The 24,468-nt window shown below is 60.1% G+C and carries 20 protein-coding genes and 1 tRNA gene; 14 read left to right on the top strand and 7 right to left on the bottom strand.

Features of this window, described 5'->3' with window-relative positions; all coding sequences use genetic code 11:
- Window positions 1–534, top strand: a 534-nt coding sequence (locus AC6FTP_RS17175) for an HhH-GPD family protein (RefSeq protein ID WP_497208148.1), incomplete at its 5' end; no start/stop codon positions are given.
- Window positions 535–538: 4 nt separating this feature from the next.
- Here AC6FTP_RS17175 and AC6FTP_RS17170 read toward each other — a convergent pair.
- The 4 genes from AC6FTP_RS17170 to AC6FTP_RS17155 form a co-directional block, all read right to left on the bottom strand.
- A complete protein-coding gene (locus AC6FTP_RS17170) occupies window positions 539–985 on the bottom strand; it encodes an RrF2 family transcriptional regulator (RefSeq protein ID WP_497208147.1) in 447 nt (148 codons plus the stop codon).
- Window positions 986–1,055: 70 nt separating this feature from the next.
- Window positions 1,056–1,143, bottom strand: a tRNA-Ser gene (locus AC6FTP_RS17165).
- Between the two features lie 85 nt (window positions 1,144–1,228).
- Window positions 1,229–2,212, bottom strand: coding sequence for a L,D-transpeptidase (locus AC6FTP_RS17160; protein ID WP_497208146.1), 984 nt, complete (start codon window positions 2,210–2,212; stop codon window positions 1,229–1,231).
- Between the two features lie 67 nt (window positions 2,213–2,279).
- On the bottom strand, window positions 2,280–3,701 hold the full coding sequence (locus AC6FTP_RS17155; RefSeq protein ID WP_497208149.1) for a DUF1501 domain-containing protein: 1,422 nt from the start codon (window positions 3,699–3,701) through the stop codon (window positions 2,280–2,282).
- A 91-nt stretch (window positions 3,702–3,792) separates the two neighbouring features.
- Between AC6FTP_RS17155 and AC6FTP_RS17150 the strand changes: the two genes are divergently transcribed.
- The 3 genes from AC6FTP_RS17150 to AC6FTP_RS17140 all read left to right on the top strand — a co-directional run bounded on the left by AC6FTP_RS17150 (window position 3,793) and on the right by AC6FTP_RS17140 (window position 7,462).
- Window positions 3,793–4,239 (top strand): hypothetical protein, encoded by a 447-nt coding sequence (locus AC6FTP_RS17150; RefSeq protein ID WP_497208145.1) that lies wholly within the window; start codon window positions 3,793–3,795, stop codon window positions 4,237–4,239.
- Window positions 4,240–4,339: 100 nt separating this feature from the next.
- Entirely contained in the window at window positions 4,340–6,073 is a 1,734-nt protein-coding gene (locus AC6FTP_RS17145; RefSeq protein WP_497208144.1) for an NADH-quinone oxidoreductase subunit G, read from the top strand.
- A gap of 132 nt (window positions 6,074–6,205) precedes the next feature.
- Window positions 6,206–7,462 carry an NAD(P)/FAD-dependent oxidoreductase gene (locus tag AC6FTP_RS17140; protein WP_497208143.1) on the top strand — a complete coding sequence of 419 codons (1,257 nt, stop codon included), beginning with the start codon at window positions 6,206–6,208 and terminating at the stop codon, window positions 7,460–7,462.
- Between the two features lie 86 nt (window positions 7,463–7,548).
- Here the strand turns inward: AC6FTP_RS17140 and rlmB are convergent, their stop codons facing one another.
- Together rlmB and AC6FTP_RS17130 are read right to left on the bottom strand one after the other, a co-directional pair.
- Window positions 7,549–8,121 carry a 23S rRNA (guanosine(2251)-2'-O)-methyltransferase RlmB gene (gene rlmB / locus AC6FTP_RS17135; protein ID WP_497208142.1) on the bottom strand — a complete coding sequence of 191 codons (573 nt, stop codon included), beginning with the start codon at window positions 8,119–8,121 and terminating at the stop codon, window positions 7,549–7,551.
- Between the two features lie 25 nt (window positions 8,122–8,146).
- The gene (locus tag AC6FTP_RS17130; RefSeq protein WP_497208141.1) at window positions 8,147–9,628 is read right to left on the bottom strand and encodes a carboxypeptidase M32; all 1,482 of its coding nucleotides are present in this window, start codon (window positions 9,626–9,628) and stop codon (window positions 8,147–8,149) included.
- A 170-nt stretch (window positions 9,629–9,798) separates the two neighbouring features.
- Here AC6FTP_RS17130 and AC6FTP_RS17125 point away from each other — a divergent pair, with 170 nt between their 5' ends.
- Entirely contained in the window at window positions 9,799–10,719 is a 921-nt protein-coding gene (locus AC6FTP_RS17125; RefSeq protein WP_497208140.1) for an FHA domain-containing protein, read from the top strand.
- 128 nt (window positions 10,720–10,847) lie between these two features.
- On the opposite strand, the gene AC6FTP_RS17120 is transcribed toward AC6FTP_RS17125, so the two are convergent.
- Window positions 10,848–11,258, bottom strand: coding sequence for an RNA recognition motif domain-containing protein (locus AC6FTP_RS17120; protein WP_497208139.1), 411 nt, complete (start codon window positions 11,256–11,258; stop codon window positions 10,848–10,850).
- Window positions 11,259–11,489: 231 nt separating this feature from the next.
- Between AC6FTP_RS17120 and AC6FTP_RS17115 the strand changes: the two genes are divergently transcribed.
- From AC6FTP_RS17115 to AC6FTP_RS17075, 9 genes are all read left to right on the top strand, one after another.
- Window positions 11,490–12,632: an AMP-binding protein gene (locus AC6FTP_RS17115; RefSeq protein WP_497208138.1), complete on the top strand. Its 1,143-nt coding sequence runs from the start codon at window positions 11,490–11,492 to the stop codon at window positions 12,630–12,632.
- A 181-nt stretch (window positions 12,633–12,813) separates the two neighbouring features.
- Window positions 12,814–13,308, top strand: a complete 495-nt coding sequence (locus AC6FTP_RS17110) for an RNA recognition motif domain-containing protein (protein WP_497208137.1) — start codon at window positions 12,814–12,816, stop codon at window positions 13,306–13,308.
- A gap of 734 nt (window positions 13,309–14,042) precedes the next feature.
- Complete coding sequence (locus tag AC6FTP_RS17105; protein ID WP_497208136.1) at window positions 14,043–14,495, top strand: MarR family winged helix-turn-helix transcriptional regulator; 453 nt, start codon at window positions 14,043–14,045, stop codon at window positions 14,493–14,495.
- A 90-nt stretch (window positions 14,496–14,585) separates the two neighbouring features.
- Window positions 14,586–15,248, top strand: coding sequence for a purine nucleoside phosphorylase YfiH/LACC1 family protein (locus tag AC6FTP_RS17100; protein ID WP_497208135.1), 663 nt, complete (start codon window positions 14,586–14,588; stop codon window positions 15,246–15,248).
- A gap of 24 nt (window positions 15,249–15,272) precedes the next feature.
- Entirely contained in the window at window positions 15,273–16,139 is an 867-nt protein-coding gene (gene ispE / locus AC6FTP_RS17095) for a 4-(cytidine 5'-diphospho)-2-C-methyl-D-erythritol kinase (protein ID WP_497208134.1), read from the top strand.
- Window positions 16,136–17,188, top strand: a complete 1,053-nt coding sequence (locus tag AC6FTP_RS17090; RefSeq protein WP_497208133.1) for a BPSS1187 family protein — start codon at window positions 16,136–16,138, stop codon at window positions 17,186–17,188. The genes ispE and AC6FTP_RS17090 overlap by 4 nt, the downstream gene beginning before the upstream one ends.
- 114 nt (window positions 17,189–17,302) lie before the next feature.
- Entirely contained in the window at window positions 17,303–20,575 is a 3,273-nt protein-coding gene (locus AC6FTP_RS17085; protein ID WP_497208132.1) for an FtsX-like permease family protein, read from the top strand.
- 108 nt (window positions 20,576–20,683) lie between these two features.
- Window positions 20,684–22,249, top strand: coding sequence for a glucose-6-phosphate isomerase (locus AC6FTP_RS17080; protein ID WP_497208131.1), 1,566 nt, complete (start codon window positions 20,684–20,686; stop codon window positions 22,247–22,249).
- Between the two features lie 233 nt (window positions 22,250–22,482).
- The coding region (locus AC6FTP_RS17075) for a LamG-like jellyroll fold domain-containing protein (RefSeq protein ID WP_497208130.1) at window positions 22,483–24,468 on the top strand (1,986 nt) is incomplete at its 3' end.

The following is a 24,468-nucleotide window of genomic DNA, read 5'->3' as shown; positions in this document are numbered from 1 at the left end:
GCTGGAATGAAGCGGCTGTGGGATCGTGCGCGTGAGGTGGTGCTCAGCACGGATGATCCGCGGGCTCTGAACTCCGCACTGATGGAACTCGGCCAGTTAATCTGCCGCCCGACCAAGCCTGTGTGTGATGTTTGTCCTGTGCGTCAGTTTTGCCGCGCGACTGCACCGGAGAGCCTGCCGGTGAAATCGGCACGCGCAGAGATCACCGCCGTCACTGAGCGGGTTTTTTTTCACCGCAATGAAGTGGGTGTGCTGCTGGAGCAGGAGACGGGCAGCAGGCGCACGGGGCTGTGGAAACTGCCTGCATTGCCCGAGGCGCATCATGAGCACCTGCCGTCGGTGCTTTTGAAGTCGAGCTACGGCATCACGCGCTACAAAGTCACCCTCTGGGTCCATGCGCAGCCGGTGCAGGGGAACTGGCCTGAGACGCATCGCTATATTCCACTCAATGAGCTCGCCGCCTTGCCGATGCCGAGCCCATACAGAAAGGCGCTGGAACGTCTGCTGAGGACGGAGGAATTCAGGCTGGAGTGAGCGTTTAAATTTCGAAGCTCATGGCCGTGCGCTTTTCGCGCTCCAGCACCTGGGCCAGCGTTGTGGCATTCATCCAGCCATCCACCTGCTGCTTGAGCAGGGAAAAGGTCTGCCCAAGTCCGCAGCCACCGGCGATTCCACATTCGCAGTTGCCACCATGCCTGTCAGGAGAGGCGCAGGAGATGGGCTCGAAGGGACCGTCGATCAGCGTCACCACCTCACCCAGCGTGATGCGCGTGGGGGTCTTCTGAAACTGATAGCCGCCACCTACTCCGCGCTTGCTGCGCAGCAGTCCACCGTTCTTCAGAGCCAGGAGGATCTGCTCAAGGAACTTCAGCGGGATGCGCTCCCGAGTGGCGATGTCCTGGATTCCAAAGGTCGAGGTCTCGGTATCGCGAGCCATGGAGAGCAGGGCGCGCATCGCGTATTCGGCCTTCTTGGAGAGTTTCATCCCCACATGCCTTAAAGCGTCTTTGCTCGGTGGCAAGAGTGGATGAGGAAAGGCTGCGCTGTGCTTGCCGTGGCGGAAGGGGAGGGATTCGAACCCTCGGTGAGTTGCCCCACGCCTGATTTCGAATCAGGTACAATCGACCACTCTGCCACCCTTCCAGTTACTGAGATCAGTGGCGCGGAGACTAGCGGGACATCGGTTCTTGGCAAGATGAGTGTGGGATGTTTTTTGCACCCCCGCCATTCACCGCACGATGACTCGTGACCCCGGCCGCACGAGCGAGGGGAGGCGGATGGCATCCCAGTTGGCGAAGCGCACGCAGCCAGCGCTCTGGGCTCGACCGATCGTCCTCGGTATGGCCGTGCCGTGCAGGCCGATGCCGCTCTTGCTGATGCCGCACCAAATGATGCCCACGGGGCTGTTTGGGCCTGGCGGGAGCTGGTAGGCTTCTCCTCCTCGCACGCCTTCTTCGAGGAACTGCTTGTCGTAGCGGAAGCTCGGCGTGTTCATGATGGTCTTCACTTCCCAGGTGCCCACGGGGATGAACTCCGGCTTGCCCGGCGTGATGGGGAAGGCGGCCAGCAGCTTGTCGCCCGGCGCATAGACCACGGCGATGCGCTCGGTGGTGTCCACGACGATGGTGTTTTTGCTCAGCACGGGGTCGGCTTTGTAGCTTGCCATGGGTTTGACTTCCTCGATTCGAAAGGAGCGGATGTTCGGCACCACGACGATCTCGCCGAGCTTGAGACGGTCGATCTTCTTGTCGGGGTTCAGCTTCGCGAGGAAGCTTTCATCCGTGTGGAAACGCTCGGCCACGAGCTCGGCCAGGCTGCGATAGGCCATGTAGGGGTAGGCGACCTGTTCCTCGGGCTTCTCCGGCAGGTCGGCGATCACATGTTCCGCCAGTTCCGGCTTTATCTTGTAGGCGGCAAACATGACTGGCACTTCCTTCGCGGCGGCGGCGAGGACGTGCTTCCAATCGTAAATTTCGCGATGTCCGTTCGCAAAGTTGTAGTTCACCACCGCTTTGAAGGTGAATTCCCCCAGCGCTCCATCCAGCTTGCCGGGCCCGAAGAGGTGTTTATCGAGGAAAATCTGGACCTGGAGGATCGTGTTGCGGTCCGTGGGGACTCCATTGGCATCCGTCTGTGGACCCAGGTCCTGGGCAGCGGCACTGATGAGGAGACTGAGATAGATCGGGAGAAGAAACCGGAGGCGCTGAATCACGCGGTCATCCTAGGCTGTGATTGCCGACTGGCAAGGAAGGTCGCCGAAGGAGAGTTACCCTGAAAGGTCAAGCCATGATCTCCTTCGCCACCGTGCCATAGACATCCGTCAGGCGGAAGTCACGACCGGCGTAGCGGTAGGTGAGCTTTTCGTGATCGAGTCCGAGCAGGTGCATCACGGTGGCGTGCCAGTCGTGGATGTGCATTTTGTTCTCCACGGCTTCGTAGCCGTAGTCGTCGGTCTTGCCGTAGTTCATGCCGCCTTTCACGCCGCCACCAGCCATCCACATCGTGAAGCCCTTGTTGTTGTGATCGCGTCCATCTTCGCCTTGTGAGTGAGGTGTGCGGCCAAACTCTCCGCCCCAGATGACGAGGGTGTCTTTGAGAAGGCCGCGTGCTTTGAGGTCGGCGAGCAGGCCCGCGATGGGTTTGTCGATCTGCGTGGTGTTGCGCTCGAGGGTGGCTTTGAGATTGAAGTGCTGGTCCCAGTTGCCGTGGGTGATCTCGACGAAGCGCACGCCTGCTTCGACGAGTTTGCGTGCCATGAGACACTGTTTGCCAAAGGTGTCCGTTTCACCGTCGTCGATGCCATACATGGCTTTCGTGGCGGCGGTTTCTTTGCTGAGGTCGAGTACTTTGGGCACCTCGGCCTGCATGCGGAAAGCCAGCTCGTAGGACTGGATCACGCCCTCGACCTCTGCACTCACTCCGCCGTCCTGGGCCATGCGGGATTCATTCAGAGACTGCACGAGGTCGAGTTGCGTGCGCTGTGCCTCGGTGGAGTAGCGGCTGTTTTTGATGTTGGCGATGCTGGCCTGCTCGGCTGCGCCGCCGAACCGCCGGGCCAGGGCTCCACCTCCGGTAAGGCTTGCGCCGCCGAGCTTCGTGCCCTGATAAATAGCGGGCAGGAAAGCACTGCCATAGCTGCGGGTGGCATTGCCAGGAGGATTCACGGTGATGAAGCCGGGCAGGTTTTCATTTCCTGTGCCGAGGCCGTAAAGCACCCACGAACCCAGTGATGGGCGCACGAATTGCGTGGTGCCGGTGTGGAGCTGGGTGAAGGCCTGCGGATGTGCGGGCAGGTCAGTCGCCATAGAGTTGATCACGCACAGGTCGTCGGCATGCTTGGCGAGGTTTGGCAGCAGCTCGGAGATCCACAGGCCGCTTTTGCCGTTCTGGCTGAACTTCCACGGCGACTTCATGAGCTTCGACTGCCCATAGCGCCCAGCGATGGATGGGGCGCTTTTGCCCGAGTCGGCCATGAGCTTGGGCTTATAATCCAGCAGATCCACATGCGACGGCGCGCCCTGCATGCAGAGGAAGATCACATGCTTGGCCTTGCCGGCGAAGTGCGGGGTTTTCGGCGCGAGCGGGCTGGTGGCTGCGGCGCGCAAAGCCTGCTGCTGAGCCAGCGCGGCAAAGGCGAGGTAGCCAAAGCCGTTGCTGGTGGTCTTGAGAAAGTCGCGGCGGTTGAAGGGCAGGGGAGTCATGGCGGGAAGCGGATTCGCGCCATCCAACTCGCGAGGGAGAAGAAGGTTGCGGCGTCCGCCTTCCTTGCTAGGCACAGACTTCATACCCACGATGACTCAAGCCTTCGAAATCCTCGGCAAATTTGACCACGAAAGTGACTGCCAAAAGCTCCTCTATGCTCCGCTGACGCAGAAGCTGACCTTCCGCGAGTCGAACGTCTATCGCGTGGACTATGACGGTGACTCCGCAGCGCTGGAGGCCTTTGTCCGTCAGGTGCTGCTGGACCCGATCAGTCAGGAGATGCGGGATGCCACCACACCCGCCTTTGAAAAAGCAGCCTTCGTGCTCGACTACGGCATGAAGGGCGGTGCGCTGGATCTCGAAAAGGAGACGATCCTCGGCTACTTCCGCTCCCTCTCGAACCCCGGTTTCAGCATCACGAAGCTGACTCTGCGCAAGCGCATCTATGTCTTCGGTGACAACGCCCCCGACGCTCCCTTCGTCCGCGACATCTGCAACGCGGCGATCCACACTTGGGAAGTGAAGCGCGCGGCTTGAGAAAGCGCGTTTGGGTGAGCTTGTGAAATTTTTCACAAAATCGGGTTGCCGCCATCTTTACGGCTCCGATACTCGTTTCCGATTCCGACTTTCTCCCCCCATGCCTGCTCCCGAAACCGCCCCCGCCCCCGCCGCCCCTCCTCCAGCGGATTTGGTCAATGTCCAGATCGATGGCGTGTGGCACAAGTTCCCCAAGGGAACCCGCATGATCGAGGCCTGCAAACAGGTGCAGAAAGAGGTGCCGCATTACTGCTACCACCCGAAGCTTTCCTCCCCCGGCAACTGCCGCATGTGCCTCGTCGAGATGGGCATGCCGCCGCGTCCGGCTCCGGGCACTGAGCCTGAGAAAGACGAACACGGGATGCCGAAGATCGGCTGGATGCCGCGTCCGGTCATCGCCTGTGCAAACACGGTCGCCGAGGGCATGGGCATCCGCACGGAGTCCACTCTGACGCAGGAAGTTCGCAAAGGGGTGATGGAGTTCCTCCTCATCAATCACCCGCTCGACTGTCCGATCTGCGATCAGGCTGGCGAATGTCGCCTCCAGGAATTCAGCGTCGAGCACGGCAAGGGCGAGAGCCGCTTCCGTGAAGAGAAGGTCAAAAAGCCGAAGAATGTCGATATCGGCCCGCGTGTCCGTCTCGATGACGAGCGCTGCATTATGTGCAGCCGCTGCATCCGCTTCACCGCCGAGATCGCCGATGATCCCGTGCTTGGCTTCACCGAGCGCGGCAGCTTCACCACGCTGGCAGTGCATCCAGGCAAGCGTCTGGAAAACAACTACTCGCTCAACACCGTCGATATCTGCCCCGTCGGCGCTTTGACCTCGAACGACTTCCGCTTCCAGCAGCGCGTCTGGTTCCTGAGCGAAACGAACACCCTCTGCACGAAGTGTGGTCGCGGCTGCAACACGGAAATTGGTGCCCGTGGCGACACGATCTACCGTCAGACGCCACGCGACAACAACGACGTGAACTCGAACTGGATGTGCGACCAGGGCCGTCTCGACTTCCACTTCGTGAACAGCGAGTTCCGCCTCACCGACCCGATGGTGAAGAGCGCTGGCAAGCATGAAGTCGCCTCCTGGAAGAAGGCCATCCAGGCCGTGGCCGATGCCGCTTCTGGCGTGAAGGGCGAGGAGATCGCCATCATCGCCAGTGCGCGCATGACGAATGAAGAACTCTTCTTTGTGAAACAGCTCGCCAAGACTCTCGGCACCGAAAACGTCGATGTCATCCCCCGCACCGGCGGTGCTGACAACTACCTCCGTGCCGATGACCTGAATCCAAACACCACCGGCGCGAAGCAAATCCTCGGCAGCGAGCCTGGATCAAAGCTCGCGGGCATCACCGAACTCATGAGCCGCGGACGTCTCCGCGTCGTTCTCGCCCTTGGCGAAAATCTGCTCAAAGCCGGCTTCACGCAGCGTGACCTGGAGAAGGTCAATTGCCTCGTCTCCCTGCATATCCTCGCCAACCCGAGCGCAGAACTCAGCCATGTGGTCCTTCCTGGCAATGCCTACGCTGAAAAGCGCGGCAGCATGATCAATGTCACCGGTCGCCTCCAGCGCCTGAACAAGGCCGTGAACGCCCCCGGCAGCGCCCGCGACACCTGGGAGATCCTGCGCGACCTCGTCGTCGCCTGCGGTGGTTCCAATGGCCTTCACAGCATTGAGGATGTCTTCAGCCGCCTCGCCGCTGAAGTGCCCGCCTTTGCCGGACTCAGCTTCGCCAAGATCGGCGATTTGGGCGTCCAGATCATCGAGACTGGCGAAAAGATCCCCCTGCTTGAGCGCGAAAAAGAGCGCAAGACCAAGGGCATCATCGTTGGCTGATTCAGTTTCAAATGACCTCAGTTTCCGAACGACATCACTTGGGTGATGCCTTTCGCGTATAAGAGCCATCACGAGAAGAGATGTACTGGCTCCTCCGACAAGTCGTTAAGGTCTATGTAAACTTATCTCACCATGACCTCATCTCACGAAATTATCATCATTGGCGGCGGCCCTGCCGGAGCCAGCACGGCGACTGTTTTGGCGGAGCAGGGGCACCGGGTGCTCATTTTGGAGCGGGAAAAGTTCCCGCGTTACCACGTCGGTGAGTCGCTCATTCCCTTTACCTTCGGGCCGCTGGAGCGGCTGGGGATGATCCCAAAGATGCGGGGCTCCCACTTCGTGAAGAAATACAGCGTCAACTTCGTGCAGCCCGACGGGCGGAAGTCGCAGCCGTTCTATTTCCACACCCGCTACGACAAGGAAACGATCGCCCAGACGTGGCAGGTCATGCGTTCGGAGTTTGATCAGATGCTGCTCGACAATGCCCGCGAAAAAGGCGCGGAGGTTCGTGAGGAGACGAAAGTCACCCAGCTTGTGCGCAACGACAGCGGCCATGTCATCGGCGTCGAGGCGGAGTCGAAGGACGGCACCAAGCAGACCCTGCTGGCAAAGCTCGTCGTGGATGCCACGGGCAAGGAAGCCTTTGCCTCGAATCGTCTCGGCTGGCGTGTCGGCGATCCTTATCTAAACAAGGTGGCCGTGTGGACCTATTACAAAGGCTCGAAGCGTGCCGAGGGCATCGACGAAGGCGGCACCACCATCGCTTTTATTCCCGAGAAAGGCTGGTTCTGGCACATCCCGATGCATGGGGACATGGTCAGCGTCGGCGTCGTAGCAGAGGGCAAGTATCTCAGCCGAGATGGCGTGCGTGATCCGAAGGCGATGTTCGATCGCGAGATCGGCGAGAACCAGTGGATCAAGGAATACCTCTCCACGGGTGAATCCACCGGCGAATTCTGGCTCACCAGCGAATATTCCCGCCACTCGAAATACGGCTGCGCTCAGGGGCTGCTGCTCGTCGGCGATGCGTTTGCTTTCCTCGACCCTGTCTTCAGCAGCGGCGTCATGCTGGCCATGAAGAGCGGCGTCATGGCGGGAGATGCCATCCATGAGGCCCTCACGGCGGGCGATGTCTCCCCGGAGCGCTTCGCCGAGTATGGGCGGCAGATGCGCACGGGCGTGGAGAACATGCGCAAGCTCATCTATGCCTTCTACGACCCGAACTTCTCCTTCAAAGACGTCGTCATGAAGCACCCCGAAGCCGGCGCCGAGATCACCGACTGCCTTTCCGGTGACGTGAACAAGGACTACAGCTTGCTCTGGGAGCGCATCTCCGAGTTCGTCAAGCTCCCCGACGACCTGCCCTACGGCGTGCCGTTGGCGGCCTGAGAATGACCCGAAAAAGAAGGCCACCTGGCGCGACAAGTTCTTGAGCGAGATGATCCAAGTCGTGCCCTGAGGAAAACCAAGGGGCGTTATTTCTGCCGCTGTCTGACCGCTTCAAAAAGGCAGACTCCAGTGGCAACAGAGACGTTCAGGCACGGCACCTTGCCGTTGCGGCTCATGGGGATGTTCACGAGGAAATCACACAGTTCACCCGTGAGTCGGCGCATGCCTTCTCCTTCGGCACCCATGACGATGGCGATAGGGCCTTTGAGATCGACCTGATAGACGGACTGCTTGGCTTCATCTGCCGTGCCGACGATCCAGACGCCGAGATCCTTCAGCCGCTGCATGGCGCGGGCGAGATTTGTCACTCGCACGAGCGGCACGCTGTGCGCCCCTCCGCAGGAGACGCGCACGACGGTTTCAGTGATGGGCGCGGATTTATCTTTTGGCATGATCACGCACACACAGCCTGCCGCATCGGCAGTGCGCAGGCAGGCTCCGAGGTTATGGGGGTCTTGGATGCAGTCGAGGATGAGCACGAGCGGGTCGGGCTTCTCTTCCAGCAGGCTGGGGAGATCCGCTTCTTCATAGAGATGCGGCATCGAAGCGCTCGGCGAGACGTGACGGTTCTGGCGGGCGACAGGTGGGGGCTTTGGCATGGCGTATCGTTGCTTGAAATTGAGTTTAGACCACAAACCTTTCGCGCAGGTGGCGCAGGTGGTGGCGGGCATCTGTGGGTTTGGCCGTGGCGCGTAGCATGATCTCCCCAGGAAGGGGTGCCCCACCATGAGTGTGGACGTTTTCGCGCAGCCAGCTCAGCAGCGGGGCGTAATCCGCTCGGTCGATGGCGGTGGCGATGCGGCGTTGTTTTCGCGCGGTGGCGAAGAGTTGAGCCGCGTTCAAGTTCCCAAGGGTGTAAGTGGCAAAGTAGCCGAGTCCGCCCATGCTCCAGTGGATGTCTTGGAGGCAGCCTTTCGAGGCATCCGGGGGTGTCATGCCGAAGAGTTCGGTAAAGAGTGCATTCCAAGCTTCGGGCACATCTTTAACGGCCAGATCACCACGCACCATGCGGCGCTCGATCTCGAAGCGGAGCAAGATGTGCAGGTCGTAAGTGGCCTCGTCAGCTTCCACGCGGATAAAGGAATACTCCGAGCGGTTGATCGCGGCCAGGAAGTCATCCAAGCCAATCCTCCGCAAATGTGGGAACACCTCACCCGTGCGTGGCAGCCATTTTTCCCAGAAGGCGCGTGAGCGACCGACGTGATTTTCCCACATGCGGCTCTGGGATTCATGAATGCCAAGGGAGCAAGCACGGCCCGATGGCAGGCCGAAGTCCTCTTCTGGCAAACCCTGCTCATACAGGCCATGCCCGGCTTCATGCAACACTCCGAAGAGAGATGAGGTGAAGTCCTTTTCATCGTAGCGTGTCGTCAGGCGGACATCTCGAGGCCCCAGAGTCGTGCAGAAAGGATGTGCCGTGGTATCGATCCGCCCTGCTTCAAAATCAAAACCGATGCTCGCTGCGATCTCTGCATTGAGCTGTTGTTGTTTTGTGATGGGGTAGCTGCCGCGCAGAAGGTTGGCATTGATCGTCTTTCCGCGCTCCACCGCAGCACGGGCAATCTCGGTGAGCTCAGGCTTTAATTTTGCAAACAGCGCGGCAATTTCCAGCGTGCGGGCTCCACGTTCATAAGTGTGCAGCAGGGCATCGTAGGGCTCATCAGCGTAACCCCAAAGATCCGCCTTCCGCCTTGCGATGCCCAGCAGCTTCTCCAAATGTGGGGCAAAGACAGGGAAGTCGGCATTCTTTCTGGCCTCCATCCAAGCGTGCTTTGCGTGTGCCGTGAGTTCACTTTCTTCCACGATGAGGCGGTTGGGAATCTTTACGTTGCGCTCATACTCTTCCGTCAAAACGCGCAGATTTGCCGCCGACTTTGGATCACGCAGACGGGCCGAGTGTCCCTGTGCAAGGAGCTTTTGCATCATCCTCCCGGTCGCCAGGGCGTGTGCCTTGCCGCTCAGCCAGGACATCTGTCTTGCTCGGAAGGCCAATGCCTTCTTCGGCATGTAGGTTTCCTGATCCCAGGAGAGGGTGGACTCAGTGGAGGTGAGCAGGGAGACTTCGCGCACATGGTCGCAAAGTTGGGCATAGGCATGGGCAGGCATGAGCGTCCACCATCCCAAGGCGTGCCGACCACGCAAGCGCGCGCGTCGCCATGTTTGCTGAATGGATTAGAGTTTAGGCGACGTTGTAAAGAGGTCTTACTTGGGGAATTTTCCGTGTGGAGCTTGACTTCCTCCGTGGCAGTTGCTTGAAGACTCCGCATACAACTATCATGGCAGCATTTCTGAGACAGCACGACAAAGGAGTGGAGCACGCCCTGGCGGACTTCAATCTCCTGGGACGCAGCCCAGATGCCACTATCCGTCTTCAAGACACTGGCGTATCGAGGCAGCATGCAACCATCCGCCGTGACGGTACTCTTTACTGGGTGTCTGATCTCGGCAGTGCCAATGGCAGCTTCGTCAACGACGTCGCGGTCACCACAGCTCGCGCACTCCGTCATGGCGACCGCATCCAACTTGGCACCTGCCTATTCATCTTCGAGACGGATGATGGCGACCATACTGGCCAGTCGATCAGTGGTTTTCAGATGATGCACACAGTCGCCCTGCCCATGAAGTCGGTGAGGGCCACCCTGCTCGTCGGTGATCTGCGGAATTTTACCAGTCTCTCTGCCCAGCTCAGCGCTGAGGAGGTCGCAGCCATGTTAAGGGAATGGTATGCCCAGTGTGAGCTGGTGCTCAAATCCCGCGGGGCTATCATCGATAAATTCATCGGCGACGGAGTCTTCGCCTACTGGTCGGGAGACAGCTCCGAAGTCCGCGCCAAAGCGACGGAGGCCGCCCGCCTCCTCAGTGGTCCAGAAGCCAGTGATTCTCCCGTGCGCAAAGCGCTCAAGACAGAGCGAGACCTCGAAGTCCACTGCCATATTGGCATTCACATCGGGGATGTCGCCCTCGGAGCCATGGGCCGTGGTGTGAATACCGCCGTCGGAGAGGCGGTAAACGTCACCTTCCGCATCGAGAGTCTCACGCGCAAACTCCAAGTTCCCGTGCTCGTCAGTGCGAGTTTTATGGAAGGCTGGCCTGAAGGAGCCCAAGAATTCAAAAACGTCGGCATTCATCCTGTCAAAGGCCAGCCAGAGCCAGTTGAAGTCTATGCACTGACCGAAAGCGAGCCGGTGCTGGACTGAAGACTCGCTGACCGAAGGGCTTTTGTTCTGATCGCTCAGCCCGACGAATTCGACGTCGAAACGAAAAAGCACGGGCCGTGAAGCCCGTGCTTTAGAAAGGATGCATTCAATGCTGAATGCGGCCTGGCTTAGTAGCGACCGCCGCCGCCACCACCACCACCGTAGCCGCCGCCACCACCGCCGCCGCCGTAGCCGCCGCGACCGCCTTTGCCGCCGCCGCCACCACCGCCGCCACCGTAGCCGCCACGACCACCGCCGCCGCCACCACCGCCGCCGTAGGCAGGGCGATCTTCTTTCGGACGGGCTTCATTGATGGCCAAAGGGCGACCCATGAAGTCTTTTTCATTGAGGCCTTTGATGGCTTCCTGCATGGCCGTGGGAGTGTCCATGGTCACGAAGGCGAAGCCACGTGGACGACCGGTGTCGCGGTCCACAGGGAGGAAGAGATCCGTCACTGCGCCGTAATCGGAGAAAAGGGCACGGAGATCAGTTTCGGTGGCGCTGAAGGGCAGGTTGCCCACATACATTTTGCTATTCATATCGTTATCTTCTTGGGTTCGAATCAATCGTGACGCGGGCATAACAAGCTCCGACTGCGGATTTCAGAACACCAACGAATCTAACGAATCACCTGATGAACAGCTTAGTATGGCCTGCATCAGGTTGACTTCATCGAAGCTATCGTTGCGTTTTGTTCCTATGGCAAATGGTCATTTGGATTTCACGACTTGCATCAGCGAACTGCAGGCTGATCTCTTCAGGCTCTTCTCATGCTTGACCGAGATTTTTGGACCTCAGATGCCAATCACGTTGCCGTGAATCCACATCGCCCTGCAGACGCAATGGGCCTTTCGGAGGCTGCCGAGGCGCAGGGAATCGCAGGCATGTGCTTTTTTCAGACATCTGGTAGTGAAGGGAATCCGAAGTGGGTGGCTTTGTCGAAAGCAGCTTTACTCATCTCAGCCCAGGCGGTGAATGCCCATTTCGAGGTCTCGGTGGCAGATCGTTGGTTGATTGCCCTGCCTCTGTACCACGTTGGCGGATTTGCCATTCTGGGCAGGGCGCATGTGTCTGGATCGGTCGTGATCCAGCATGATACACGCTGGCAGCCGCAGGTGTTTAGCGAGTCCTGCTCACGTCATGGCATCACGCTGGTTTCTCTCGTGCCGACGCAAGTACATGACCTTGTGCGGGAAAATTTGAGTGCACCGGACAAACTACGTGCGGTGATCGTTGGGGGCGGAGGAATGTCGTCTGAGCTGGCAAAGGCGGCGCGGGCCCTGGGCTGGCCTGTTTTTCAAAGTTATGGAATGACGGAGGCAGCCTCTCAGATCGCCACGCAGCCGTTCCCCAGCTTGGACGCTTCGGATGATGATGGACTGATGGTTCTGCCGCACTGGCGAGTGCGCACGGACTTGACGGGGCGTCTCGTGCTTCGTGGATCAGCATTGGCCAAATGCTATGTTCGGCTCAATTCTACCGGTGTTTGGGAGTGGCAGGAATTAGGGGATGAACTAGTGACTCGGGATATGGTTGAACTTTGGGTTTCCGGGAGCAGACAGCGATTACGTTTTGTAGGTCGGGAGTCAGGGTTTGTGAAAATTTCAGGGGAGTTGATTCACCTCGCCCCCTTGCAGGCGCGGTTGGATGCACTGTCATTTGCGCATCGACTTTCGACACCTCCTGTCATTGCTGCGATGCCTGACGAAAGGCGTGAAAATCGACTGGTTTTGGTCGTGGAGAGTGCGGCGGCGGCTGAGCTTCTCGGAATTTTCAACATGGACACCGAGCCTCTGTGCCAGCTCGCTGAAGCAATTTTAATCTCAGAAGTGCCGCGCACACCGCTGGGGAAAATTGATCTTTCCGCACTGCAAACCTATCTTTCTGGCACGGGATATGCCCGTATTAAGTGACAAAAAAATCGCCTATCAAAGTGCTTGCCGTTTGGTGGCGATTCAGACTAAATACCCGCCGCGACCACCTGTGAAAGGGTTAGGATAAGCAGCATCTCAGGTGCGTCTTCGGGGAACCGATGGATCGGCCTGTAGTGTCAGCTTCCCAAGCCCGGCATCAGAGTCCGAACTCAAGTCAAATATGAATACCAAGATGTATGTGGGGAATCTCCCCTTCAAAGCCACCGCCCAAGATATTACCGACCTTTTCGGCCAATTTGGAGGTGTTACCGATGTTTTCATGCCTGTGGACCGCGATACGGGTCGCCCGCGTGGATTCGCCTTCGTCAGCATGGACACGCCCGAGGCAATGCAGGCCGCAATCACTGGTCTGAATGGCAAAGATTTTGGCGGACGTCTTTTGGCGATCAATGAAGCTCGTCCTCGCGAAGAACGCCCTGCTGGGTTTGGTGGTGGCGGTGGGCGTGGCGGCTACGGTGGTGGCGGCGGAGGGGGGGGTGGTGGTGGCGGCGGCCGTGGAGGCTATGCTGGCGGCGGCGGAGGAGGAGGTGGTGGTGGACGCGGCGGCTACAGTGGTGGCGGCGGAGGTGGTGGCGGCAAAAAGTGGGAGCGAGATGATCGCCGTAAAGGTGGATACGAGGGCGGCGGTGGAGGTGGCGGCGAAGAGCGCTGGTAACTTCCCCCATAAATTCAGAACTCATTTCAAAACGGAACCTGAACTCAGGTTCCGTTTTTTTGTGCTGCACCCGGCAGGGAGCAAACACTTAAATAGTTGAAGCCCGCCCGGACCCGGCAAAGGCGAGCTTATCTGCACGCCAAGGGAGTCCGCGGCGAGGCGGGTGCGAAAAAGAAGGCGGGGCAAAACATAGCGCCGATGAAAAAGAACCCCATGCGAGGCTTCACGGTGGAGACAAGAAGGCCACCTTCTTCAAAGTCCGATACTTCCTCGGAGTGTCGTGAGGTAGGTGTGGCGGTGATATACAGGGAAGTGATTGAGCGATACCTGGGAGGGCTGTGAACAGGACTCAACCTGAGTTGAGAAGGAAAGAGCAGGGGCAGCAGTCAGAAGGCAACCTCTGGATGCGTAACATCAGGTCAGGCACGGCGGAGCAACCTCGCCCCCTACTCGATTTTGCAATCCCGATATCGACTCACCCATTTTTTTGGGTATGCAAATTTCAAAAAAAACAGAGCTTGGGCTCAAACTTCAAAGCCCTGCTAATAAAAAAGCTTGTCTCAATCCTGTTCATCGTTGATAATACGGGGTAATTAAATTCTCACAGTTGATAGTTTAGCATTCAACCAATGAACGATTTTACAGTTTCTATGGTTTTTTAGCTTGAACTTAAAATCCGAACTTTGTATAATACGTCACATCCTGAAAAATCTCGATAACCATAAGCCCCTGACATGCCTACCATGACACCAGCCTCACCTCAGAGCAAAGACCACGCTAAGCTGGCGGACTTCATTCTCTTCAGCCAGCGTGAGTTCTTGCTCAACCTGTCACGGGAGCTAAATCGCGATAATATTTCTTTCGCTCAATTTTTCCTCCTCAGTTATCTGGCATCTTCCAAAGATCTGACCATGACGGACATCGCGAAGAAAATGGGCCACTCCACCGCCGCTGCTACTGGCCTTGTGGACCGTCTTGAAAAGCTTGGCTACATGGAGCGCACCCACGCCATTGACGACCGCCGCAAGGTTATGGTCCGTGTGACCTCGAAGGGGCTGGACCTCGTCAGTCGCCTGCGTGATGAGCTTCAGAGCCAGATCGCCGATGCCATGAATGAGTCCTCCGCCACTGATGCCGCAGGATTCCTCTCCGCCTATCACTCACGGGAGCCAGTGCTGGCACGATAGTTTTTCTGGTTGTTAAGTTCGATTGTGTTCGATCAAAGGGCTCATGGGTTTCCCCATGCGCCCTTTGATTTTATGTGCCATCTCCCTCGCATGATTGATCCGCTCTGGATGTCATTCCCCCTGCTTGATGCGCTGCCCGCCTTCGCCCACTGTTTCACCCTTCGTCACCCAACGATTTCCGTCGATGCTGAGCGCGCGGAGGTCGTGGAGCGATTATGGTCCTGGCATCGCCAGCAGGCACAGGACTTGGGGTTTGCCCCGCAGAAACTGTGCATCGCTGAACAGGTTCATGGCAAAGGTGTAGCCGTCATCCATGCCCCCCCGGCACAGGCAATTCCCCAGATGGATGGTATCATTTCTGCCAGTGTGGGGCTCGTGATCGGAATTTATGTCGCCGACTGCGGCGCGATCTACCTTGCTGACCCGGTTAGCGGAGCTTTTGGCGTGCTGCATTCGGGGAAAAAAGGCTCGGAAATGGGGATCGCCGCCGAGGCCATCCAGCTAATGCATCAGCACTTTGGTGCTGAGCCTGGAAACATTCGGGTTCAGCTCGCACCTTGCATCCGTCCACCGGCTTATGAGATCGACTTCGCCGAGCAGATCCGCCTGAGCTGCCTCAGTGCGGGCATCCTCCCCGAGCACTACTCCGACTGTGGCATCTGCACCTCCTCCGATCTTCAGCGCTACTACTCCTATCGCATGGAAAAAGGTCGCACGGGGCGAATGCTGGCCTTGCTCGGCAGGCAGGCATGATGCGATGATCCCCATTCACCACCCATGTCCGCCAGCACTCTCGAACTTCCCTCCCACGCCAAGATCAATCTTTGGCTCCGCATCCTGGGCAAGCGTGAGGACGGCTTTCATGAGGTCCAGACGCGGCTCGTTAAGATCGATGTCGCCGATACTGTCCGCCTCTCTTTGACGGGAGCGGCCCCCGGCATGCATCTCACCTGCAATGTCCCTGGCATCCCCACAGACGACTCCAATCTCGCCATCAAAGCCCTCCGCGCCTTCGAGGCCCGAGCCGGAGTGGCCCACGGTTGGAGCATTCATCTCGAAAAGCGCATCCCCCATGGGGCCGGCCTCGGCGGAGGCAGCAGCAATGCCGCCACCATCCTCCTTGCTGCAAACCAACTGCTTGGCAAACCACTCGGCTCGGATGCCCTCCTCGACATCGCCTCCCACATCGGCTCCGACGTCCCTTGCTTCCTTCTCGACACCCCCGCTGCTGATGGAGAGGGCAGGGGAGAGCGAGTCACCCCCGTCGATTTTCCCTGGCAGCTCCCGCTGGTTTTGATCAAGCCGCCCTTTCCCATCCCCACCCCCTGGGCTTACCAGAACTGGTCCACCTCCAAAGAACTCATCGGCGTCTCTTATGCGCCCCAACTTTGCCCTTGGGGCCAGATGGTCAATGATCTGGAGCGCCCCGTCTTTGCCAAATACCTCCTCCTCCCCACCCTCAAAGACTGGCTCCTCAGTCACGGCGGAGTCCGCGCCGCCCTCATGTCCGGCTCCGGCTCCACCATGTTCGCCATCACGGAGACGGACATCCAGGCCGCAGCCATCGCCAAAGAAGCCCAACAGTATGTGGGCGAAACCTCCTGGATCACAGCCACCCGAACCTTGTCCTCGGACATCTCATGAAACACCACTTCCTCTTCCCCCTCCTCTTCCCCCTCCTCTTCAGCAGCCTCCTCCACGCCGAAGACGCCCTCTCCTTCTCCGATCCCGCCCCCCAGCGCTACCTCCTCAAAGCTCGCGCCAGCCTCATCGATCCCCGTGCTCAGCAGCATCCCGAGATCGACTTCGTCTTCGAAAAGAAAGGCAAACCCGCCGACGAGCAAAACGCCTCCGTCGATACCCGCGTCACCCCGCAGGGCAGGCTCGTGATCTGGCTCATGGGGCACAATGGCAACCTCTTCGAGCGCCTCAACAGCTACGGACTCCACGCCATCCAGGTCCATTATGCCAATGGCTGGTTCGGAAAATTTGGCAAAGCGCCCACCCCCGCCGATGTCAACTTCATCGGTGACATCCGCCTCGAAGCTGCCACTGGCGAGGACTTCAGCCCCTCCGTCAGCATCCCCAGGCCCGATGGCATGATGGAGCGTGCCTATCAGTTCGTTCGTCATCTTGCCAAAGAAAACCCCCAGGGCCGCTGGGAGCACTTCATCTCCGCCGATGGAAAAGGCATCCGCTGGGATCGAGTCATCATCTCCGGCTCCTCCCACGGCAGCACCACTGCAGCACGCTTCGCCAAGCATCAAAAGGTGGACCGCGTCGTCATGCTCTGCGGCCCGCGCGATCAGTATCAGGCCTGGCAGGCGCTTCCCTCCGCCACTCCCGCCCACCGCTTCTTCGGCTTCAGCCACGTCCTCGATGGCGGCTGGACCGGCGACCACTACTGCCGCTCCTGGCAGATGCTCGGGCTCGCCGAGTTCGGCCCCATCGTCAACGTCGATCAAAGCAAGCCCCCCTTTGGCAATACCCGCCGTCTCATCACCGATGGCGATGTCAAAGGCGACGACAAGCGCGCCCACTCCAGCGTCACTCCTGGCAGCGCCTCCGTGAAAACCGCTGATGGCAAATTCGCCCACGAAGACGTCTGGCGCTACCTCTACACCCATCCTGTTGACAGTGTCGGGCAGCCCGTCCCGCCGGACTCCGACTGCGAAATGGACCTCCGTAAGTGAGGTTTTAGAATGAGTTCAGGTGCCCTGAGTTCCAACTTGGGGCTGGTGGGCAGGTATGTCCTGCACCGGCATTGCACGGCTGCATGGACTCGGCATCGTGGGCGTATTGCCATCATGACTTTGTCCCGATTCATCCTTTCCTCCGCGCGGCACTACTGGCGTGGGCATCTCGGCCTGCTGCTCGGGGCTTTTTTGGCCTCCGCCATCCTCAGCGGCTCCCTCCTCGTGGGGGATTCCGTCCGCGCCAGCCTGCGGCGCGTGGCAGAGCTGCGGCTGGGCAAGGTGCAGTCCGGTTTGCTCGGCGGGGATCGCTGGTTCACGGCGGATCTGGCACGCAAAACCGGCGCGGAGCCGCTGATCATCGCCGTGGGCTCCACGGCCTCGGCGAATGGCAAGGTGCGTGTGAACGGAACCCAGGTGCTCGGCATTGAAGAGGGCTTCTGGAAACTCAGCACCAGTGGCAAAGTCCCCGCGATGAAGCGCAGCGAGGTGCTGATCAATGAACCTCTTGCCCGCAAGCTCGGCATCAAAATCGGCGACACCGTCATCGTCCGCCTCGAACGCCCGAGCGCCATCTCGCGAGATGCGCCGCTGTCCGGCAGCACGAATCAAGATGTCTCCCTTCGCCGACAGGTGGCGGGCATCGTGAGTGCGGAGGACTTCGGAGCCTTCCAGCTCATCGCCTCCCAGATCACGCCGGACACGGTGTTCGTCGGTCTGGAGGACTTGCAGGTGCAGATCGAGATGGATGGGAAGGTGAATGCGGCGATGAGTTCGCAGCTCTCTGTGCCCAGTGCTCAGTTGGATGAGGCGAAGACGCTGGAGGATCTTGGTTTGACACTCATCCGAGTGGCCGGGGCTCGGAAGGAATGGGAACTCAACACCAGCCGTGTTTTCATGGATCACAGTCTAGCGGCAAAGCTGCTGGCGCGTGAAGGCAGTCATGGCGTGCTCACCTACCTAGTGAACGGGCTGAAGTCGGCGAAGGGCGGGACGCCTTACTCGATGATCACGGCGGTGGATGCGGAGAAGGTGAAGAGTTCTCAGTTCTCAGTTCTCAGTTCTCAGTCTCTGAGCACTCCACCACTGAGCACTGAGCACTCCGCCCCTTCCCCGCCCGGAGGCATCGTCATCTCCCAATGGCTGGCGGATGACCAAAAGCTCGTCATCGGCGATGAAGTGGAGGTTTTCTACTTCGTGGTCGGGCTGGGGCGCGAGCTGAAGCAGCAGTCGGCCAAGTTCAAAGTGCGTGGCATTCTGCCGATGACTGATCCCGAGGTGACCCGCGCCTGGACGCCTGAGTTCCCCGGCGTCTCCGACGTGGACAACTGCCGCGACTGGGAACCTGGCATCCCGATGGACATGAAGGCCATCCGCGACCAGGACGAGAAGTATTGGGACGACTACAAAGGCACCCCGAAGGGCTTCATCACTCTCGCCGAGGGTCAGAAACTCTGGGCGAACCGCTTTGGCAATCTCACGGCCATTCGTTTCCCCGACAGTGGCCAGGATGAAGCGGCGCTGAAGAAAGAACTGCTCGGCCAACTCAAGCTCGCCGACATCGGGCTGGTGCCGCGCGACTTCAAAAAGGATGCCGACGCCGCCGCGAAAGGCAGCGTGGACTTCGGCGGGCTCTTCATCGGCCTCAGCATGTTCCTCATCGCTGCCGCGTTGGTCTTTGCCGCGCTGCTCTTCCTTTTTACCCTGGAGCGCCGCGCCTCCCAAGTCGGCCTGCTGCTCGCCATCGGCTGGACGACGAAGCAGGTGCGCCGCACGTTGCTCGGTGAAGCGGGCGTCGTCGCCATCATCGGCAGTATCCTTGGTTTGGCCGGTGGTGCGATTTATACCAAACTCGCCCTGGCCGGACTCCAGGGCGCGTGGTCAGGCGCGGCGCAGGGGCTGCCGCTCATCTACTCCGCCAGCCTCGTCACGCAGATCGGAGCGGCCATCGGCTCCATCCTCATCGTGCTCGGCACCCTCTGGTGGGCCAGCCGGGCGATGTTCCGCAAGACGCCACGCGAGCTGTGGAGCGGCGATGAATCCACATCTGGCAAAGACGCCAGGCCTCCCGGCAAACTCCGCGCAGCCATGCCCTGGCTGTTAATCGTTATCGCCATCGGGCTGCTCTTTGGGGCGAAGTCGGCCAAGGCACCGGAAGCGGTGGCGGGCATGTTCTTCGGCAGCGGTATGATGCTTATGATTGCCGGGCTGCTGCTGGCAGGTGCCTGGATGCGCCGGGATAGCGGAGTTTTGGCGCAGACCCTGGGGCAGATCGGCCTGCGCAACATCTCGCGCCGTCCCTCACGCAGTCTCGCGGTGATCGGCATGATGGCGGGCGGCATCTTTCTCGTCACCGCCGTGAATGCCTTTCGCATGAGCGCGGGCGATGTCACGCAGCCGACCTCCGGCACCGGCGGCTTTGCCCTCATCGGCGAGTCCTCGCTGCCGATCTACGAAGACCTGAACACGAAGGCTGGCATCGAAGCCTTTGGCTTGGACGAAGAGATCATGAAAGGCGTGAAGATCGTGCCCTTCCGCGTCCGCGAAGGTGATGACGCGAGCTGCCTGAATCTCAATCGCGCGCAGAAGCCGGTGCTCGTGGGCGTGAATCCCGCGCCGCTGGCCGGGCGCTTCCGCTTCACCGGCAAGGCTGGGTGGGACGCGGTCAAGAAAGACAAGGCCGTGGCCGACCAAGCCACCGCCATGTGGGGCCTCGGCAAGGGCGTGGGCGACTCGGTGGAGTATGCGAACGCCGCCGGTGAGACCATCCAGGTCACGCTTGGCGACCTCCTCGGCGGCTCCGTGCTCCAGGGGAAGATGATCACCAGCGAGTCCGCCTTTTTAAAAGCCTACCCCGATGCCGCTGGCTACCGCTTCTTCCTCATCGACGCCCCCGCTGCCAAGGTGGACGAAGTCAGCGCCCACCTCACCCGCCAGCTTGAGCAGCGCGGGCTGGCGCTGGAGCCTGCGAAGCAGCGGCTGGAGACCTTCCTATCCGTGCAAAACACCTACATCGGCATCTTCACCGTGCTCGGTGGACTCGGTGTCCTGCTCGGCACCGCCGGACTCGGCGTGCTCGTCGCCCGGCATGTGCTGGAGCGGCGCGGCGAACTCGGTCTCATGCAGGCCCTGGGCTTCCTGCCCGGCGCTTTGAGAAAGCTCGTGCTCGGCGAACATGTGGCCCTGCTCGTCACCGGACTGCTGCTCGGCATGATCAGCGCCCTCATCGCCGTCTGGCCCAGCGTCACGCAGGGCGGCGGAGATCTGCCTGTCGGCTTCCTCGGGGCGTTGTTGCTCGGCGTGCTCGGCTTTGGCATGCTCACCTGTTGGGTGGCCGTGGCCAGTGCCGTGCGTGGCAATCTGCTGGAATCCATCCGACGGGAGTAGGACTGGCTCATTGAGCCCATGCAGGCTTTTCATGCTCACGGGCGGTGACTGGGGCAAACGCGGGTTGCGTCCTGGCAGGGCGCGTGCTTCATCCGTGACTCCCACCTCATGAGCACCACCTCTTCTCTTTGGACCCGTTTTCAGACGTTCTTCGTCCGCTACCCGCAGCTTGGCTTCAGCATCGACATCAGTCGCATGGCCTTTGAAGAGAGTCTCTTCGACTCGATGGCACCTTCCATTGAAAAAGCCTTCGCCCAGATGAAGGAACTGGAGGCCGGAGCCATCGCCAATCCCGATGAAGGTCGCATGGTGGGGCACTACTGGCTGCGCAACTCATCCCTCGCCCCCGCCGAACTGCGTGCCGAGATCGACGAAACACTCGAAGCCACGCTGAAGTTCGCCGCCGATGTCCACAGCGGTGCCATCACCGCCGCGAATGGACAGAAGTTCACCCGCGTGCTCGTCGTCGGCATCGGTGGTTCGGCGCTCGGCCCGCAGCTTGTGGCTCAGGCCATCACGCCTGCGAACCCGCCGCTGGAGATCTCCTTCTTCGACAACACCGACCCCGATGGCATGGACCGCATCGCGGCGCAGATCGGCACAGAGCTCGCCACCACCGTCACCCTCGTCATCTCGAAGTCCGGCGGCACCAAGGAAACCCGCAACGGCATGTTGGAGGCCGCCGCCGCCTACACCGCGCTGGGGCTCGACTTCGCCAAGCACGCTGTCGCCGTCACAGGCCCCGGCAGTGAGCTGGATAAATACGCCATCGCTCAGGGCTGGATGGCCCGCTTCCCGATGTGGGACTGGGTGGGCGGACGTACCAGCGTCATGAGCGCCGTCGGCACCATCGCTGCTGCGCTTCAGGGTGTCGATGTGCGCGGCTTCCTCGCCGGAGCCGCTGCCATGGATGCCGAGACGCGCAGCCGCCCGGCCAAAGAAAACGCCGCCATGCTGCTGGCCCTCATGTGGCACAGCGCGGGCCAGGGCAAGGGCTTGAAAGACATGGTCGTCCTGCCATATAAAGACCGTCTCGTGCTCTTCTCCAAATACCTCCAGCAGCTTGTCATGGAGAGCCTCGGCAAAGAACATGATCTTGATGGCAACGTCGTGAACCAGGGCATCGCCGTCTATGGCAACAAGGGCAGCACCGACCAGCACGCCTATGTGCAGCAGCTCCGCGACGGCGTGAACAACTTCTTTGCCACCTTCATCGAGGTCGCCAAAGATCGCGACACCGCCGGTTTCGAGGTCGAGCCCGGCTACACCAGCGGCGACTACCTCCAGGGTTTCCTGCGTGGCACCCGCAAGGCCCTCGCCGACAAAGGCCGCGAGTCCATCACCCTCACCATTTCCGAGGTCAGCGCCTTCAGCCTCGGCCTGCTCGTCGGGCTCTTCGAGCGCGCCGTCAGCTTCTACGCCACCCTCGTCAATGTGAACGCCTACCACCAGCCTGGCGTCGAGGCAGGCAAGAAAGCAGCCACCGACTTCCTCAAGCAGATGTCCGCCGTCCTCGCCGCTCTGAGCAGCACCGCCGCCACCGCTGAAGACCTCGCCGCGAAAGTGGGCATCGACGTCGAAGACGCCTGGCACATGCTCAGCCACCTCGCCGCCAATGGCCGAGCTAAACTGACTCCTGGGGCCACACCAGCCGAAGATTCCTTCACCGCGTAGCATGGGCTTTCCAGCCCGTGCTCCGAAGCACCGAACTCAGCCTGGAAAGCCTGGACTCTGTGCCAGGCTTGAGACTGAACTCATCACATGAAACGATGTGATGGGGACGGCGGCGCGTGGACCTAGTTGAAAGAATGGCAGGGCATATTTGCGGCTATGGAAACACGAATGTGTAACCGCAGTCAGATCGTTCCGAGGGAAGAGCGCAGCAGCAGGGTGCGTATGGTTCAGCCATGATTCGCCTCACCTTTCTCCCGATCCTGGCTGCACTCACGGCAGCGCCACTGCATGCGGAATTCCAAGCTGGGGCGGCGGTGATCGACATCTCCCCGCCGAAGCTGCCGGTGCTGGTGAATGGCGGCATGATGAGCCGCTACGTGGACAAGATCAAGACGCCCATCCACGCGCGGGCCATCGTCCTGAGCGATGCCAAGACCCAGATCGCGATCGTGGTGGCGGACAGTTGCATGATGAGTCGTGAGGTGCTGGACGAGGCGAAGGCGATGGCATCCAAGAAGACAGGCATCCCCATGGACAAGATGCTGATCTCAGCCACGCACGCGCATTCGGTGCCGGCTTCCATGGGTTGTCTGGGGACTGATCCAGATCCGGCGTATGTGCCTTTTCTCAAAGAGAAGCTGGTGGAGGCCATCGCAGCGGCCCAGGCCGCACGGGCACCGGCAAAGATCGGCTTTGCAAAAGCAGATGCGGCGGAGTTCACCGCATTGCGTCAGTGGATTCGCCGACCCGACAAGCTGGTGGAAGATCCTTTTGGCAACATGAGCGTGAGGGCAAACATGCACGCGGGCCGTTTGTGGGATGACGCAGTCGGTGAGTCCGGCCCGGAAGATCCCGATCTCTCGCTCATCTCCATTCAAACGAAGGACGGCAAACCGGTCGCAGTGCTGGGCAATTTCTCCATGCACTACTTTGGCGACAAGGACATCAGCGCGGACTACTTCGGGCTCTTTTCGGAAGGTCTGAAGCAGCGCATCGATCCGCAGGGCAAGATGGTCGGCATCATGTCTCATGGGTGCAGCGGGGACATCTATCGCGTGGACTACAAAGTGCCGGAGAAGGATCGACCAAAGCCGACCATCGACGAATACACCAGCGGTCTGCTGGACATCGCGATGGAGGTTTATGCTATGATCCAGTATCGCGAAGACTCAGACATCGCCATGGCGGAGCGGCGCATGACCTTGAAGTATCGCGTGCCGGACAAGCAGCGTCTCGAATGGGCGCAGCGCATCGTTGCGGAGATGGGCGACCGTCTGGCAAAGACGACGACGGAGGTCTATGCCCGCGAGCAGGTGATCCTGCATGAGCGGCAGCAAACAGAGGTTGTGGTGCAGGCGCTGCGCATCGGGGACATTGGCATCGCCACCACGCCGAACGAAACCTACGCCATCACCGGGTTGAAGATCAAAGCCGCGAGCCCGTTGCCGAAGAACATGGTGATCGAGCTGGCCAACGGCGGCGACGGCTACATCCCGCCGCCGGAGATGCATGCCTGGGGCGGCTACAACACCTGGGCTGCGCGCTCCGCCGGACTCGAAGTCATGGCCGAACCGAAGATCACCCAGGCAGCGATTTCCTTGCTGGAAAGCGTGAGCTCGGCTCCACGTAAACCTTATGGCCTCAGCGCCGGTCCTGCCACGAAGGCCATCGCAGGTCTCAAGCCGGCGATGTGGTGGCGGATGAATGAGTTCACCGGCCCGCTGGCGAAGGACGAGAGCGGGAACCATCGCCATGCCGCCTATGAGGGAGGCGTGGCCTATTATCTCGACGGTCCGCATTCGGCGAAGTTCTGCGCGGGCGAGGTGAACCGCGCGCCGCACTTTGTCAGCGGGCGGCTCTGCTCGGAACTGTCTGGCATCGGCGATGCTCACTCGGTTTCCCTCTGGCTCTGGAATGGCATGCCCACCGGAGCGCGCGACATCACGGGCTGGTTTTACTCCCGCGATCACCATCACGGCGTCAGTGCCTATGGCGAGCATCTGGGCGTGAACCGCGACGGGAAGCTGCTTGTTCAAACCGCGAAGCCGCTGACCGGAACCACGGAGATCCCGCGCTGGACCTGGCAGCATGTGGTGCTGGTGCGTGAGGGTGAGAAGGTGCGCGTCTATCTGAATGGCAAACTGGAGATCGAAGGCCAGGCCAGTGCCAGCAAGGTCACTTCGGCCTTCTTTGGCTCACGCAGCGACGATGATTCGAGC

The organism is Prosthecobacter sp., assembly GCF_044378005.1.
Taxonomy (GTDB): domain Bacteria; phylum Verrucomicrobiota; class Verrucomicrobiia; order Verrucomicrobiales; family Verrucomicrobiaceae; genus Prosthecobacter.
Note: the sequence above shows the minus strand (reverse complement) of the source record. Positions and strands in the feature narration are given on the sequence as shown.

Coding starts and splice junctions, on each gene's coding strand:
- AC6FTP_RS17170 (WP_497208147.1), bottom strand. CDS start 985: ATGAAACTCTCCAAGAAGGCCGAATACGCGATGCGCGCCCTGCTCTCC.
- AC6FTP_RS17155 (WP_497208149.1), bottom strand. CDS start 3,701: ATGACTCCCCTGCCCTTCAACCGCCGCGACTTTCTCAAGACCACCAGC.
- AC6FTP_RS17150 (WP_497208145.1), top strand. CDS start 3,793: ATGACTCAAGCCTTCGAAATCCTCGGCAAATTTGACCACGAAAGTGAC.
- AC6FTP_RS17145 (WP_497208144.1), top strand. CDS start 4,340: ATGCCTGCTCCCGAAACCGCCCCCGCCCCCGCCGCCCCTCCTCCAGCG.
- AC6FTP_RS17140 (WP_497208143.1), top strand. CDS start 6,206: ATGACCTCATCTCACGAAATTATCATCATTGGCGGCGGCCCTGCCGGA.
- rlmB (WP_497208142.1), bottom strand. CDS start 8,121: ATGCCAAAGCCCCCACCTGTCGCCCGCCAGAACCGTCACGTCTCGCCG.
- AC6FTP_RS17130 (WP_497208141.1), bottom strand. CDS start 9,628: ATGCCTGCCCATGCCTATGCCCAACTTTGCGACCATGTGCGCGAAGTC.
- AC6FTP_RS17125 (WP_497208140.1), top strand. CDS start 9,799: ATGGCAGCATTTCTGAGACAGCACGACAAAGGAGTGGAGCACGCCCTG.
- AC6FTP_RS17120 (WP_497208139.1), bottom strand. CDS start 11,258: ATGAATAGCAAAATGTATGTGGGCAACCTGCCCTTCAGCGCCACCGAA.
- AC6FTP_RS17115 (WP_497208138.1), top strand. CDS start 11,490: ATGCTTGACCGAGATTTTTGGACCTCAGATGCCAATCACGTTGCCGTG.
- AC6FTP_RS17110 (WP_497208137.1), top strand. CDS start 12,814: ATGAATACCAAGATGTATGTGGGGAATCTCCCCTTCAAAGCCACCGCC.
- AC6FTP_RS17105 (WP_497208136.1), top strand. CDS start 14,043: ATGCCTACCATGACACCAGCCTCACCTCAGAGCAAAGACCACGCTAAG.
- AC6FTP_RS17100 (WP_497208135.1), top strand. CDS start 14,586: ATGATTGATCCGCTCTGGATGTCATTCCCCCTGCTTGATGCGCTGCCC.
- ispE (WP_497208134.1), top strand. CDS start 15,273: ATGTCCGCCAGCACTCTCGAACTTCCCTCCCACGCCAAGATCAATCTT.
- AC6FTP_RS17090 (WP_497208133.1), top strand. CDS start 16,136: ATGAAACACCACTTCCTCTTCCCCCTCCTCTTCCCCCTCCTCTTCAGC.
- AC6FTP_RS17085 (WP_497208132.1), top strand. CDS start 17,303: ATGACTTTGTCCCGATTCATCCTTTCCTCCGCGCGGCACTACTGGCGT.
- AC6FTP_RS17080 (WP_497208131.1), top strand. CDS start 20,684: ATGAGCACCACCTCTTCTCTTTGGACCCGTTTTCAGACGTTCTTCGTC.